Origin of the sequence: Massilia forsythiae (assembly GCF_012849555.1) — a bacterium.
Classification (GTDB): domain Bacteria; phylum Pseudomonadota; class Gammaproteobacteria; order Burkholderiales; family Burkholderiaceae_D; genus Telluria; species Telluria forsythiae.
Genome location: NZ_CP051685.1, coordinates 3,513,173 through 3,527,762, shown reverse-complemented (window position 1 = coordinate 3,527,762; position 14,590 = coordinate 3,513,173). Strand labels below are relative to the sequence as shown.

Sequence of the window (14,590 nt, the reverse complement as noted above, 5' to 3'; positions counted from 1 at the left end):
GCCAATGAACCTGCAAGCGAACGCACCCGCCCCCGCGCCGCTGGCGATCGCCGGCGAGATGACGATCTACCGCGCGGCGGAACTGAAGCCGCTGCTGCTGGACGCGGTGCGCACGCATCCGGCGCCGGCCCTCGACCTGTCCGCCGTCACCGAATTCGACAGCGCCGGCCTGCAGCTGCTGCTGATGGCGCGGCGCGAAGCGGCGCGGCTGGGCAAGCGGCTGGCCGTGCCCGCCGCCGGCGCCGCCGTGCGCGACGTGCTGGCCCTGCTCGGCTTGACGCTCGAGGGCGAGCTGCCATGAACATCGACCAGTTGATGCACACCTTCATCGCCGAGAGCCGCGAGCTGCTCGAGCAGATGGAAAGCGCGCTGCTGGCGGCCGGGCACGACGGCGCCGACGCCATCGACGCCATCTTCCGCGCCGCCCACACGATCAAGGGCTCGGCCGGCATGTTCGGGCTGGACCCGGTGGTCGACTTCACCCACGTGGCGGAAAGCGTGCTGGACAAGGTGCGCGCTGGCGCCCTGCCGTTCGGCGACGACCTGGTCAGCCTGCTGCTGGCCTGCCGCGACCACATCGGCGCGCTGGTCGACGCGGTCGAGGCGGGCACGCTCGATGCCGACGCCGGCCTGCTGGCCGCCGGCGCGCCGCTGCTGGCGGCGCTGCACGGCCATCTCGGCGGCGCCCCGGCCGCGGCCGCGGCCCCACCCGCCACGCCGTCGTCCGCGCCCGCACCTGCGCCGGCAAACGAGCACGAGCAGTGGCACATCTCGCTGCGCTTCGGCCCGGACGTGCTGCGCAACGGCATGGACCCCTTGTCCTTCATCCGCTACCTGGGCCAGCTCGGCCAGGTCACCGGCATCGCCACGCTGGCCGACGGCCTGCCCGAGGCCGACGAGTTCGACCCGGAATCCTGCTACCTCGGCTTCGAGATCGGCCTGTCGAGCAGCACGGACAAAGCCACCATCGACGACGTGTTCGACTTCGTGCGCGACGATTGCCAGATCCGCATCCTGGCGCCGCACAGCCGCGCCGCCGAATACATCGCCTGGCTGGACGAGGTGCCCGAGCAGCGCGAGCGCCTGGGCGAGATGCTGGTCCGCTGCGGCAGCGTCACCGCGCACGAACTGGAACAGGCGCTGGCGGCGCAATCGGCGGCCAGCAGCGGCGGCGGCGAATTCGTGCCGATCGGCGCCATCCTGGTCGACCAGGGCGCGGTGCGCGCGCCGGTGGTGGAAGCGGCGCTGGCCAAGCAGCGCCAGGCGCCGGAACCACGCCCGCAGCAGGAGGCGCGCACCGTGCGCGTCGACGCCGACAAGCTGGACCGCCTGATCAACCTGGTGGGCGAACTGATCATCGCCGGCGCCGGCGTCGACCTGGTGGCGCGCCGCACCGACGTTCCCGAGCTGCTGGAACGCACCGCTACCCTGTCCGGCCTGGTCGAGGAAGTGCGCGACAGCGCGCTGCAGCTGCGCATGGTCAAGATCGGCGCCACCTTCAAGCGCTTCGAGCGCGTGGTGCACGACGTGGCGCGCGAACTGCGCAAGGACATCCGCCTGGCCCTGAGCGGCGAGGACGCCGAGCTGGACAAGACGCTGGTGGAAAAGATCGGCGACCCGCTGACCCACCTGGTGCGCAACGCCATGGACCACGGCATCGAGAGCGCCGAGCTGCGCGCCGCGCGCGGCAAGCCGGCGCAGGGCACGGTGGCGCTGAACGCCTACCACGACTCGGGCAGCATCGTGATCGAGGTGGCCGACGACGGCGGCGGTTTGAACCGCGCGCGCATCCTGGCCAAGGCGGTCGAGCGCGGCCTGGTGGAGCCGGGACGCGCCTTGTCCGACAAGGAAATCTTCAACCTGATCTTCGAGCCCGGCTTCTCGACCGCCGAGCAGGTGACCAGCCTGTCCGGGCGCGGCGTCGGCATGGACGTGGTCAAGCGCAACATCGTGGCGCTGCGCGGCAGCGTCGACATCGCCAGCACCGAAGGCGCCGGCACCACGGTCAGCGTGCGCCTGCCGCTGACGCTGGCAATCATCAACGGCTTCCAGGTCGGCGTCGGCAAGTCGGTGTTCGTGATCCCGATGGACGTGGTCGAGGAATGCATCGAATTCCACGCCGTGCCGGGACGCGACTACGTCGACCTGCGCGGCCGGCCGCTGCCCTTCGTGCGCCTGCGTGAACGCTTCGGCATCGAGGGCGCGCTGGCGCGGCGCCAGAGCATCGTGGTGGTGCGCTACGGCGGCCGCCGCGCCGGCCTGGTGGTGGACGCCCTGCTGGGCGAGTTCCAGACCGTGATCAAGCCGCTCGGCAAGGTGTTCGCCGGTGCGCGCTTCCTATGCGGTTCCTCGATCCTGGGCAACGGCGGCGTCGCCCTGATCCTCGACGTGGCGGCGCTGTTCGCCGGCGTCGAACACGACAACCATGATTTGATTTCCCATCGCGCGGCAAGCGCCGCAAGGAGTATCCCGTGTTCCGCAATCTGAAAGTAAGTGTCCGCCTGGCCCTGGGATTCGGCGTCGTCGGCCTGTTGCTGGTGGCCGTCATCCTGCTGGCCGTGCGCAGCCTGGCCAGCGTCAGCGCCAACGTCGACGAACTGGTGAAAGACAAGTATCCGAAGGTCGCCGCCAGCTACGACCTGATCGGCGACATCCAGGAAATCGCCATCGCCATGCGCAGCATCGTGATGACCGACGACGCCGACGTGACCCGGCGCGAGCTGGCCAGCATCGAGTCCTCGCGCAAGGACATCCTGGTCGACCTCGACAAGCTGAAGAAACTGGTCAGTTCGAGCACCGGCAGGGAATACTTCGACGCCGTGCTGGAGCAGCGCCAGAAGTACATCGGCACCCAGGAGGAATTCGTCAACCTGGTCAACGCCGGCCGCCGCGCCGAGGCGCGCGACCTGGTGCTGAACCGCATGGCGCCGCTGCAGGCCGCCTACATCAAGGCGATCGACAACATGATCCAGCACCAGGCCGGGTCGATGGAGGAATCCGGCAAGCAGGCCGCCGCCGAATACGTAGGCGCGCGCGACCGCATGCTGATGCTCGGTGCGCTGGCCGTGCTGATGGGGATCGGCATGGCCGTGTGGATCACGCTGAGCCTGACCCGCACGCTGGGCGGCGAGCCGGCCTACGCCGCCGCCGTCCTCAGGCGCATCGCCGACGGCGACCTGTCGAGCGACGTGGTGGTGCGCCAGGGCGACCATGGCAGCATGCTGTTCGCCGTCGGCCAGATGGTCACCAAGCTGCGCCAGGTGATCGCCGGCCAGCGCACGGTGGTGGAAGCGGCCAACCGCGGCAACTTCGACGCCCGCGTCGACACCGCCGGCATGCAGGGCTTCCAGAAGGAGATGGGCGACGGCCTGAACCAGCTGGTGACCACCACCGGCGCCAGCGTCGACGACGTGGTGCGCGTGATGTCGGCTCTGGCCGAGGGCGACCTGGGCAAGCGCATCGACAAGGACTACCAGGGCGCCTTCGCCAAGCTGAAGGACTACTCGAACGCCACCATGGACAAGCTGTCCGTCGTGGTCGGCGAAGTCAATGGCAGCGCGCAATCGCTGGCGTCGGCGTCGGAACAGGTCAGCGCCACTGCCGAGTCGCTGTCGCAGGCGGCCTCCGAGCAGGCCGCCGGGGTCGAGCAGACCAGCGCCTCGCTGGAAGAGATCACCGCCTCGATCGCGCAGAACACGGAAAACGCGCGCGTCACCGACGGCATGGCGGCGCAGGCGGCGCGCGAGGCGGTCGAGGGCGGCGAAGCGGTCAAGGCGACCGTCGCCGCGATGCAGCGCATCGCACGCCAGATCGGGATCATCGACGACATCGCCTACCAGACCAACCTGCTGGCCCTGAACGCCGCCATCGAGGCGGCGCGCGCCGGCGAGCACGGCAAGGGCTTCGCGGTGGTGGCGGCCGAGGTGCGCAAGCTGGCCGAGCGCAGCCAGGTGGCGGCGCAGGAGATCGGCGAAGTGGCCACCAGCAGCGTGGAACTGGCCGAGCGCGCCGGCGCCCTGCTCGACCGCATGGTGCCGAACATCCGCAAGACCTCGGACCTGGTGCAGGAAATCACGGCGGCCTCGGAAGAGCAGTCCACCGGCGTCACCCAGATCAACGCCGCGGTCGGCCAGATGAGCCAGACCACCCAGCAGAACGCTTCCAGTTCGGAAGAGCTGGCGGCCACCGCCGACGAGATGAGCAGCCAGGCCGAGCAGCTGCAGCAGGCGATGGGCTTCTTCCGCGTGGGCGGCGATGCGGCGGGCGCGCAGGCGCCGCGCAGCAGGCTGGCGATGGTGGCGCGGCCGGCCCCGGTGCGCCCGGCGCGGCGCGGCAATGCGCTGCGCCTGGCCGACAGCCCGGCGCGCCACGGCGAGCCGGACGAAGCCAACTTCACCCATTTCTGAGCGCGCCATGACGACAGCATCGCAAGCGCCCGCGCCCGCGACCGCGCCCGAAGCGGCAGCAACGGCGCAATACCTGACCTTCGCGCTCGGCGGCGAAGCCTTCGGCATCGGCATCATGGCGGTCAAGGAAATCATCGAGTTCGGCAACGTCACCGAGGTGCCGATGATGCCGCCGTCGATCCGCGGCGTGATCAACCTGCGCGGCGCGGTGGTGCCGGTGCTGGACCTGGCGGCGCGCTTCGGCCGCGCGCCGGCCGTGCCGGGCCGGCGCACCTGCATCGTCATCGTCGAACTGGCCGCGCCGGACGGGCCGCAGGTGACCGGCGTGATCGTCGACGCGGTCAGCGCGGTGCTCGACATTCCCGCCGCCGAGATCGAGCCGGCGCCGGCCTTCGGCACGCGCATCCATGGCGACTACATCGCCGGCATGGGCAAGGTCAATGGCGGCTTCGTCATCCTGCTCGACGTGGCGCAGGTGCTGGTGCTGGACGACGCGCCCGAGCCGGCGGCGCCGGCGGCGCTGGCGGCCTGACCCCGCCATGTCCCACTGCGCGATCAGCCCGGGCGAATTCGCCAGCTTCCGCCGCTTCATCTTCGAGATGGCCGGCATCACGATGGTCGAATCGAAGATGGCGCTGGTGGCCGGGCGCCTGGCCAGGCGCCTGCAGCACCACGGCCTGGCCTCGTACGACGCCTACTTCCGCCTGCTGAGCAGCGGCAGCCATCCGGACGAGGTGCAGCTGGCGGTCGACCTCTTGACCACCAACGAAACCTATTTCTTCCGCGAGCCGCGCCATTTCGACCTGCTGCGCGCGCAGGCGGGGGCCGCCAGGGCCGGCCTGCGCGCCAACGCGCCGTATCGCGTCTGGAGCGCCGCCTGCTCGTCCGGCGAGGAACCGTACAGCATCGCCATGGTGCTGGCCGACGTGCTCGGCGAACTGCCGTGGGAAGTGGCCGGCTCCGACATCAGCGCCAGCATGCTGGAACGCGCCCGCACCGGCCACTACCCGATGGCGCGCGCCGACCACATCCCGCCCGACTACCTGCGCCGCTTTTGCATGAAAGGCATCCGCGAGGAGCACGGCACGCTGCTGGTGGAGCGCGCGCTGCGCCGCCGCGTGCAGCTGCGCCAGGTGAACCTGAACACGCAGCTGCCGGCCGACCTCGGCCTGTTCGACGTCATCTTCCTGCGCAACGTGATGATCTACTTCAGCGGCGACACCAAGCGCCAGGTGGTCGCGCGCGTGGCCGCGCACCTGAAGCCGGGCGGCCACTTCGTCATCGGCCACGCCGAAAGCCTGCACGAGCTGAGCGACACCCTGGTGCACGTGATGCCCTCGGTCTACCGCAAGGCGGCTTGATCCCGGCATGCCCAACCGGACGATCGACGTGATGGTGGTGGACGACTCGGCCGTCGTGCGGCGCACGGTCGGCGCCCTGCTGGCGCAGGCGCCCGGCATGCGCCTGCTGCATGCGGTGTCCGACCCGCCGCGCGCGCTCGAACGCATGCAGCGCCAGTGGCCGGACGTGATCGTGCTCGACATCGAGATGCCGCGCACCGACGGCCTCGCCTTCTTGAAGAAACTGATGGCCGAGCGGCCGACGCCGGTGGTGGTGTGCTCGGCCCTGGCCGGCGGTCCGGAAGCCGCGATGGCGGCGCTGGCGGCGGGCGCGGTGTCCGTGATCGCCAAGCCGCAGCTCGGCCTGAAGGATTTCCTGCACGAGCGCGCCGGCGAACTGGTGGCGGCGGTACGCGCCGCGGCCTATGCCGACGTGCGCCGCCTGGGTGCACGTCCGCCGCCAGCAGCACCGGCGCCGAAGCTGACGGCGGATGCCGTGCTGGCGCCGCTCGGCGCGGCACAGGCATCGGCGCACGGCGACGAACGCGTGGTGGCGATCGGCGCTTCCACCGGCGGCACCCAGGCGCTGGAAGCGGTGCTGGCGGCGCTGCCGCCCGGCGCGCCCGGCATCGTCGTCGTGCAGCACATGCCGGCACAGTTCACCGCGGCATTCGCCGAGCGCCTGGACCGCCTGTCGCGCATCGCGGTGCGCGAGGCGCGCCACGGCGACCGCGTGCTGCCCGGGCTGGCGCTGATCGCGCCGGGCGGGCGCCACCTGCTGCTGCGCCGCGACGGCGACCACTACCGCGTCGACGTGGTGGACGGCCCGCCGGTGAGCCGGCACCGGCCCTCGGTGGACGTGCTGTTCCGCTCGGCGGCGCGGCATGCCGGGACCAACGCGCTGGGCATCTTGATGACCGGGATGGGTGACGACGGCGCCGCCGGGATGCTGGAAATGCGGCGCGCGGGGGCGCGCACGCTCGCGCAGGACGAGCACAGCTGCGTGGTGTACGGAATGCCGAAGGAAGCAGTCAAGCGCGGCGGAGTCGAGCGCACGGTGGCGCTCGGGGCGATCGAGCGGGAGATCGTGCAGTTCGGGGCGGCGCCGCTGACGTGGGACTGAAGCGTTCCTGAATCGCCGGTCCGGCGGCGTCCAGGCATGCCGTCAGTCGTTGTCGACGTCCTGGGTCAAGCGCTCGGCGATGACGGCGGTAGCGACCGCCTGCAGCACGTGGATCGCCCAGCGCTCGCCCGCCTTGCGCGGGCCGGCTTCGACCTCGCCTTCGGTGATGCCCAGCAGCGGCGCGATGCAGCCGATGTTGATGGCGTACAGCGCGGTGCCGTACAGGGTGCCGAGCGCGACCGGGGACAGCGTGGGCGCCAGTTCCTTCAACTTGGGCAGGGCCAGCGCGAACGCGGCCGAGGCGCCCAGGTGGTTGACGAATTCCACCGCGCTGGTGCCCGTGTCGCCGATGACGGCGCGCGAGTCGGTGTGCCTGTCGATCCAGTCGACGGCGTCGCGGTCGAGGGTCTTGGTCAGAACACCGGTGCGGCGGCCTGCCTGCATGACGGCAGTGGTGAGGAGGCCGGCGATCAATCCGCCGACGATGGCTGCTGTGTTTTTTTGCATGAAGTTTTCCGATCCAAGTGGTGATCAGCCGGTTCGCTGTGTCGGCAGTGGGGCCAATCGGGTTACATAGCCAGGAGGCTTGATCGAGATGACATGCCACTCCCGGGGAATCATGACAATACGTCTATCCCGTCAGCCTTTCGGTACGGTACAACACGCAAGAAGACACCCGTACGTCGTCAAAATCGTCAAATTTTTATGCACCACTCATACACCCGTTCGCTTGGTGAAAACACACCCATGCGAAATTAAAGTTAAGGTAACATTTGACGAAATCGATTGCTATTTTGGAGACGTGTCATGGGCACTGCCAACAGCCAGCTAGTCAGCCGCCTTGCCGCGCTGGAGGTCGCACACAACGAATGGTGTGCGGCGACCGATGAGTTCCATTGTTATATCCGCAGCATGAAAAAGGGCGCTACCGGATCGAGCCATGTCTTCGAGACGCTGCGCGATATCCTCGACGCCAAATACGAGCGTTATCGGGAACTTGCCAGAATGCTGATGGCACAACATTGACGGTCATTGGTTTAAGCTTGCGACCGCAATCTTTTTCCAGGCAGGGCGCATAAATGGCGTACTATTTGCCGTCCATAGTTTGCTCGGAGCCTAGCGATGGAAATGCCCAGTTTCAACCCGTATGCCGACCTCGATAACATCGAAAGCGCACATCGGAAGTGGCGCGATGCCACCGCAACTTTCCATCGTTATATCCGCGAAGTCGAACTGGGCTTCGTCGTCGCCGGCAGCGAATTCGATCGCCTGTACGATGATTTGAAAGCGAAGCACGAGGAATACAGCAAGCTGGCCAAGTCGCTCATCCGGTTCAGGTGAAGCGGTATTGAAAAAAAGGGACGATGCCGGAAGCATCACCCCTTTTTCGATCTTGCATTCTTTGGTCGGGGCGAGAGGATTCGAACCTCCGACCCCCTGCACCCCATGCAGGTACGCTACCAGGCTGCGCTACGCCCCGACTCAGCCTGCGATCATACCAGAGCCGCACCGATCCACAAAGGAAAACGATGCGGATTTCGTAAGACTTACTTCCACGCCCTTCACTTCCACTCCCCGCGCAGCGCCAGCACTTCGTCGTGCAGGTGCTCCGGCGTCACCTCCTGCGGCGGCACCGGCCGCCCCACCGCCAGCGCCAGGCGCGAGCGCCAGCCGCGCGCGAACGAGCGCTCGAACACGTTGGATGGGTCGCGCGAGAACACGCTGCCCCACAGGCCGCGCAGCGCCATCGGGATCACCGGCACCTGGCTGCGCTCGACGATCCTGGCGATGCCGCCGCGGAATTCATTCATCTCGCCGGTGCGCGTCAGTTTCCCTTCGGGGAAAATGCAGACCAGCTCGCCGTCGTGCAGCGCGTGGGCGATGTCGATGAAGGCCTTTTCCATCAGCCACGGGTCTTCCTTGGCCGGCGCGATCGGAATCGCCTTGCCGGTGCGGAAAATGAAACCCAGCAGCGGTGTCTTGAAGATGCGGTGGTCCATCACGAAGCGGATCGGGCGCGGGCTGGCCGCCATGATGACGATGGCGTCGACGTAGCTGACGTGGTTGCACACCAGGACCGCCGCGCCCTCTTCCGGAATGCGTCCGGACTCCACGGTCGACACGCGGTGGATCGTATGGATCAGCAGCCAGGCCAGGAAGCGCATCAGGAATTCCGGCACCAGCGAGAAGATGTAGACGGCGACCACGGCGTTCAGCAGCGCGGTGGTCAGGAACATCTCGGGAATGGTGAAGCCGCGCTTGATCAGGAAGATGGCAACGCCGGCGGCGGCCACCATGAACAGCGCATTCAGGATGTTCATGCCGGCGATGGTGCGCGAGACATGCTTGGGGTCGCAGCGCGTCTGGATCAGCGCGAACAGCGGCACGATGAACAGGCCGCCGAACACGCCCAGCAGCAGCAGGTCGGCCAGAATGCGCAGGGTGCCGGCCTGGTGCAGCAGGCCGAGGGCGCCGACCGGCGCGCTGTTCGTGTAGTGCAGGCTGGCGAAGTACAAATCGATGCCGAACAGCGACAGGCCGATGGCGCCGAACGGCACCAGGCCGATCTCGACCTTGCGGCCGGAGAGTTTTTCGCACAGCAGCGAGCCGGAGCCGATGCCGAGCGAGAAAATCGTCAGCAGCAGCACGAACACGCTGTGGTCGCCATGCAGGTAATCCTTGGCGTACAGCGGGAATTGCGACAGCACCAGCGCGCCGTAGAACCAGAACCAGGAATTGCCCAGCATCGACAGGAACACGGTGCGGTTCTTGCGCGAATAGGCCAGGTTGCGCAGCGATTCGCCGGCGATGTTGGCGCTGATCTTCAAATCCGGCTCCGGCGCCGGCGACGCCGGAATGCGCCAGCTGGTGGCCAGCCCGAGCACGGCCGCCGCCAGCGTGGCGCCCACCACCAGGTGGATGCCGGTGGCCCCACGGCCGGCCAGCAGCGCGCCCGCCACCTCGCCCAGCAGGATGCCGACGAAGGTCCCCATCTCGATCACGCCGTTGCCGCCCACCAGTTCGTCGGCCTTCAGGTGCTGCGGCAGGTAGGCGTATTTCACCGGGCCGAACAGCGTCGAGTGGATGCCCATGCCGGCCACCGCCGCGATCAGGAGCCACAGCTGGTGCGTCAGCCAGCCGGCGCCGGCCACCAGCATGATGCCGATCTCGACCGCCTTGATCCAGCGCGCCATGCGGCCCTTGTCGAACTTGTCGGCGACCTGGCCGGCGGTGGCGGACAGCACCACGTAGGGCAGGATGAACAGGCCGGGGATCAGGTTGTTCAGCAGCGCCGGCGACATCGACGTCCACGACAGCGCATCGTAGGTCAGCACCACCATCAGGGCGGTCTTGAACAAATTGTCGTTGAACGCGCCCAAGAACTGGGTCCAGAAGAAGGGACCGAAGCGGCGCTGGGTCAGCAGGGAAAACTGGCTTGGATGGCTCATGCGGGGCTCTCGCGGGCACGGGAAGTCGTCGATGGATGCGTAATCTACAGCACAACGGCGACTGCGTACATGACATTGCCAAGAACCAACGCAAGGTAGCGGATCATGCTACCCGGCCATGCAAAGACGGCTACCCGACAGGCATCGGTAGCGTCATCCTCGACCCGCATCGGATCGGCGCCAGTGCACCCAGGCGCGGTACAGCGGCCCGATGCCGAGCACCACCACGACCATGCGCGACACGTGGAAGGCGGTCACCACCGGCACGCCCAGGTGCAGCACGCGCGCCGTCAGCGCCATCTCGGCGATGCCGCCGGGCGAGGTCGCCAGCATCATGGTGCCGGGGTGCAGTCCGGCGACATGCGCGAGCCCCCAGGCGAAGCCGGCCGACGTGAGGACGGTCGCCGCCGTGCAGACGGCCACGCTGGCCAGGAAGCGCGGCGCGGTGTGGACGAAGCCGGGCGTGAAGCGGGTGCCGAGCGAGACGCCGATGCACAGCTGGCCGGCGCGGATCATCCATTCCGGCAGGCGCGACAATTCGATGCCGGCGGCGGTGAGCAGCAGCGCCACCGCCAGGGGGCCGATCACCCAGGCATTCGGCAGGCGCAGGCGTTTCAACAGCAGCGCCGCCGGGCTGGTGGCCAGGATCAAGAGCAGCAGGCCGGGCGTGTCGACGCGGCTGGCCAGCGGCACGAAGGTGTCCAGGCCGGCCATTTTGCCCATGCTGCCCATGCCGCCGTGGCGGCTCCACCAGCGCAGCGCGAACGGGATCGTGCCGACCACCATCATGATGCGCAGGCTGTGGGCGGCGGCGACGCGTTCGACCACGGCGCCGTGGCGCTCGGCCTGCACCGCCATCTCGGAGGCGCCGCCGGCCGCCATGGCGAAGAAGGCGGTGACGTCGTCGCTGCCGGACAGGCGCCGCAGCAGCGCGCCGGCGGCCACGCCGAGGCAGACGGTGAAGCCGACCGCCAGCACGATCCAGCCGGCGTGGCGCCCCAGTACGGCCAGTACCGGGGCGCTGAAGTACAACCCGAGCGCGGTGCCGATGGCCCACTGCCCGGCTTCGCGCGCCTGCACCGGCGCTCCTAGGGGCGCGCCCAGCATGCAGGCGATGGCGGTGGAAAACAGCGGGCCGATCATCCACGGCAGCGGCGTGTCGAGCGCGATGCAGGCCTGCGCCGCCAGGAAGGCCAGCAGCAGCGCCGGCACGAAGGTGCGCAGCGTCACCGCGAGGCGGGAACGGACGGACGGCGACGCCGCATCGCCCTGCCCCGCTGCCGGCGGCGATGCCGATGCAGGCGCTTTGGACAGGCGCGTCATCGTCGATGCCCGCGTGCCGCCGGCCTTAGAACACCCAGAGCTTCTCGGCCGGCATCTCCAGCCAGTAGTTGCCCGGATCGATGCGCCCCTTGGAGTAGGCGCGCACGCTCGATTCGCCGCTCTTGAACAAACACTCCCAGCGGTCGCCCAGGTACATGCAGGTCGACAGCGGCAACTGGATGCCGTTGTCCACCGGGGTGCGGCCGATGCGCACTTCCTCGACCCGGATCAGCGCCTTGGCGTCCGCCGCGGCGTCCATGCTGCGCACGGTGGCGTTGAGTTCCCTGCCCTCCACGCGCACGCGCGCGCCGGCGCCGCTGCGCTGCACGACCTGGGCCGGCAGGCGGTTGTTGCTGCCCATGAACTCGGCGGTGAACAGCGTGTCCGGCGCCTCGTACATCGATTGCGGCGTGCCCTGCTGCTCGATCTTGCCATTGTTGAGCAGCAGGATGCGGTCCGAGATCGCCATCGCCTCGGCCTGGTCGTGGGTCACCATCAGTGCCGACAGGCCCAGGCGCACGATCAGTTCGCGCAAAAAGGCGCGCGCTTCCTCGCGCAGCTTGGCGTCCAGGTTCGACAGCGGCTCGTCCAGCAGGATCACCGGCGGGTTGTACACCAGCGCGCGCGCGATCGCCACGCGCTGCTGCTGGCCACCCGACAGCTGGTGCGGGAAGCGCTCGCCCAGGTGACCCAGGCCGAGCTGGGCCAGCACTTCCTTGACCTTGGCGGCGATCTCGCTCGAGCCCATACGGCGCAGCTTGAGGCCGTAGGCGACGTTGTCCGCCACGGTCTTGTGCGGCCACAGCGCGTACGACTGGAACACCAGGCCCAGGTTGCGCTCCTCGGCCGGCAGTTCCAGCTTGCGGGCGCCGTCGAACACGCGCCGCTCGCCGATGTCGATGGTGCCGGCCTTGGGGCTTTCCAGGCCGGCCACGGCGCGCAGCAACGTGGTCTTGCCGCTGCCGGACGGGCCCAGCAGCGCCACCACCTCGCCGCGCTGCAGGTGCATCGACACACCTTTCAGGATGGGGTTGGCGGAAGCGCCGCTGCCGTAGTCGAGGTGCAGGTCGTTGACGGTCAAAACGTTCATGATGATGTCTCGCTTATATTTAGTTATGCAGCTTCACGCCGAAGCGCAGCGCGATGCCCAGGCCGATCGCCACCAGCACGATGTTGATGAACGAGAGCGCGGCCACCAGGTCGGTCGAACCGCCGGCCCACAGCGACACCAGCATCGCGCCGATCACCTCGGTGCCCGGCGACAGCAGGTAGACGCCGGTCGAGTATTCGCGCTCGAAGATCAGGAACACCATCAGCCAGGCGCCCAGCATGCCGAACTTGATCAGCGGCAGGGTGATGTCGCGGGTGACGCGACCGCGCCGCGCGCCCACCGCACGCGCCGCCTCTTCCAGTTCCGGCCCCACCTGCAGCAGCGCGGTCGAGACCAGGCGCATGCCGTAGGCCAGCCATACGACCGAGTAGGCCAGCCACAGCGCGAAGATGGTCGAGCGCACCTGGCGCAGCGCCGGAATGAGGTGCTCGGACAGCCACAGCGCGGCGCCGTTGTCCATGCTCTTCAGGATCGTGTCGAGCCAGCTCGGCACGAACAGGAACACCCACAGGAAGGAGAGGCCGGCCAGCAGGCCCGGCACCGCGCGCGGCACCAGCACGCTGTAGTCGAGCACGCGGGTCACGCCATCCGGTTTGCGGTGCATGGCCAGCGCGATCGCGGTGTAGCAGGCCACCGCCAGGCCGCCGCCGATCACGCCGATCAGGATGGTGTTGACGATGCCGCGCACCAGCGACGGCTGCTCGAAGATGTCGCGAAAGTGCTGCAGGGTCAGCACATCGGCCAGCCTGACGCCTTCTCCCCAGTACTGGACGAACGAGCGCAGCGCGATGCCCGACAGCGGCAGCACGATGGTCACCAGGATCCAGGCGCCGATCAGCGCCATCGCGACCCACTTCCACTTGCCCAGCGGGAGCGGCTTCTGGCGCGCGCCCTTGCCCTTGATCGACACGTACTTGTTGGCCGACTTCAGCAGGCGGCGCTGCAGCATCACCAGCGGCATCGTCACCGCCACCAGGCACACCGCCACCGCCGCCATCAGGTGGTACGAGGGCGTGCCCAGTTTATTCGTCAGCTTGTACAGGTAGGTGGCCAGCACCAGGTGGCCTTCCGGATCGCCCAGCACCAGCACCAGGCCGAACACCTCGAAGCCGAGGAAGAACACCAGCACGCCGGCATAGGCCAGCGCCGGCATGATCATCGGCAGCGACACGTTGAACATCACCTGCCACGGCGAGGCGCCGGACACGCGCGCCGCCTCCTCCACGTCCGATCCCAGGCTTTTCAGGGCCGAGGAAGCGTACAGGTACACGTGCGGCACGTGGGTCAGGCCGGCGATCACGACGATGCTGCCGAACGAGTACACGTTCCACGGGATCACGCCCAGCAGCTGGTGCGCCCAGGTCGAGTAGAAGCCGACCGGCCCCATCGACACCACGTAGCCGAAGCCCATCACCATCGGCGATACGAAGATCGGCACCAGCAGCAGCGGCGCGATGAACGAACGCCCCGGCAGGTCGGTGCGCACCATCAGGAACGCCAGCATGCCGCCCAGCGGCACCGCGATCGCGGCCAGGCCGGCGGCCAGCATCAGGCCGTTTTTAAAGGCGAGCCAGAAGTCGCTGTCGGCGAAGATGAATTCGTAGGCGTCCAGCCCGAGCATCTTGTCCGGCATGAAGAACGGCGCGGTCAGGAAGCTCTGGTAGAACACCAGGAACAGCGGCAGGAAGATCGCCACGCAGGTCAGCACGACCACGATCGCGCGCGGCCAGTTGAAGCGCCTGCGCGCCGCGCGCCGGTCGTCGGCGCCGGACGGCTCGACGCGCGCGCCGGGTAGGGAAAAGGTGGGCATGGAAGTCTCCGTTGCGTTGGATGGGGCG

Annotated in this window: 13 protein-coding genes and 1 tRNA gene; 8 read left to right on the top strand and 6 right to left on the bottom strand. The window is 68.5% G+C overall.

Annotated elements, in window-relative coordinates; all coding sequences use genetic code 11:
* Nucleotides 1–4: 4 nt before the first annotated feature.
* The 6 genes from HH212_RS15085 to HH212_RS15060 are packed head-to-tail and all read left to right on the top strand — an operon-like array spanning nucleotide 5 to nucleotide 6,869.
* Nucleotides 5–301, top strand: a complete 297-nt coding sequence (locus tag HH212_RS15085; protein ID WP_170203224.1) for an STAS domain-containing protein — start codon at nucleotides 5–7, stop codon at nucleotides 299–301.
* Nucleotides 298–2,487 carry a chemotaxis protein CheA gene (locus HH212_RS15080; protein WP_170203223.1) on the top strand — a complete coding sequence of 730 codons (2,190 nt, stop codon included), beginning with the start codon at nucleotides 298–300 and terminating at the stop codon, nucleotides 2,485–2,487. The genes HH212_RS15085 and HH212_RS15080 overlap by 4 nt, the downstream gene beginning before the upstream one ends.
* On the top strand, nucleotides 2,472–4,406 hold the full coding sequence (locus HH212_RS15075; RefSeq protein WP_170203222.1) for a HAMP domain-containing methyl-accepting chemotaxis protein: 1,935 nt from the start codon (nucleotides 2,472–2,474) through the stop codon (nucleotides 4,404–4,406). The genes HH212_RS15080 and HH212_RS15075 overlap by 16 nt, the downstream gene beginning before the upstream one ends.
* 7 nt (nucleotides 4,407–4,413) lie before the next feature.
* Complete coding sequence (locus tag HH212_RS15070; protein ID WP_170203221.1) at nucleotides 4,414–4,938, top strand: chemotaxis protein CheW; 525 nt, start codon at nucleotides 4,414–4,416, stop codon at nucleotides 4,936–4,938.
* A 7-nt stretch (nucleotides 4,939–4,945) separates the two neighbouring features.
* The gene (locus HH212_RS15065) at nucleotides 4,946–5,767 is read left to right on the top strand and encodes a CheR family methyltransferase (RefSeq protein WP_170203220.1); all 822 of its coding nucleotides are present in this window, start codon (nucleotides 4,946–4,948) and stop codon (nucleotides 5,765–5,767) included.
* A 7-nt stretch (nucleotides 5,768–5,774) separates the two neighbouring features.
* Nucleotides 5,775–6,869 carry a protein-glutamate methylesterase/protein-glutamine glutaminase gene (locus HH212_RS15060; RefSeq protein WP_170203219.1) on the top strand — a complete coding sequence of 365 codons (1,095 nt, stop codon included), beginning with the start codon at nucleotides 5,775–5,777 and terminating at the stop codon, nucleotides 6,867–6,869.
* A 42-nt stretch (nucleotides 6,870–6,911) separates the two neighbouring features.
* Here the strand turns inward: HH212_RS15060 and HH212_RS15055 are convergent, their stop codons facing one another.
* Nucleotides 6,912–7,376, bottom strand: a complete 465-nt coding sequence (locus HH212_RS15055) for a hypothetical protein (RefSeq protein ID WP_170203218.1) — start codon at nucleotides 7,374–7,376, stop codon at nucleotides 6,912–6,914.
* A gap of 300 nt (nucleotides 7,377–7,676) precedes the next feature.
* On the opposite strand from HH212_RS15055, the gene HH212_RS15050 reads away from it, so the two are divergent.
* Both HH212_RS15050 and HH212_RS15045 read left to right on the top strand, forming a co-directional pair.
* Nucleotides 7,677–7,895 carry a hypothetical protein gene (locus HH212_RS15050; RefSeq protein WP_170203217.1) on the top strand — a complete coding sequence of 73 codons (219 nt, stop codon included), beginning with the start codon at nucleotides 7,677–7,679 and terminating at the stop codon, nucleotides 7,893–7,895.
* Between the two features lie 96 nt (nucleotides 7,896–7,991).
* Nucleotides 7,992–8,210, top strand: coding sequence for a hypothetical protein (locus HH212_RS15045; RefSeq protein WP_170203216.1), 219 nt, complete (start codon nucleotides 7,992–7,994; stop codon nucleotides 8,208–8,210).
* A gap of 62 nt (nucleotides 8,211–8,272) precedes the next feature.
* Here HH212_RS15045 and HH212_RS15040 read toward each other — a convergent pair.
* From HH212_RS15040 to HH212_RS15020, 5 genes are all read right to left on the bottom strand, one after another.
* Nucleotides 8,273–8,349, bottom strand: a tRNA-Pro gene (locus HH212_RS15040).
* Between the two features lie 82 nt (nucleotides 8,350–8,431).
* Nucleotides 8,432–10,318: an MFS transporter gene (locus HH212_RS15035; protein WP_170203215.1), complete on the bottom strand. Its 1,887-nt coding sequence runs from the start codon at nucleotides 10,316–10,318 to the stop codon at nucleotides 8,432–8,434.
* Nucleotides 10,319–10,471: 153 nt separating this feature from the next.
* Nucleotides 10,472–11,641: an AbrB family transcriptional regulator gene (locus HH212_RS15030; RefSeq protein ID WP_170203214.1), complete on the bottom strand. Its 1,170-nt coding sequence runs from the start codon at nucleotides 11,639–11,641 to the stop codon at nucleotides 10,472–10,474.
* Between the two features lie 25 nt (nucleotides 11,642–11,666).
* Nucleotides 11,667–12,731 carry an ABC transporter ATP-binding protein gene (locus HH212_RS15025; protein ID WP_170203213.1) on the bottom strand — a complete coding sequence of 355 codons (1,065 nt, stop codon included), beginning with the start codon at nucleotides 12,729–12,731 and terminating at the stop codon, nucleotides 11,667–11,669.
* A 19-nt stretch (nucleotides 12,732–12,750) separates the two neighbouring features.
* A complete protein-coding gene (locus HH212_RS15020; protein WP_170203212.1) occupies nucleotides 12,751–14,562 on the bottom strand; it encodes an ABC transporter permease in 1,812 nt (603 codons plus the stop codon).
* Between the last annotated feature and the right edge of the window lie 28 nt (nucleotides 14,563–14,590).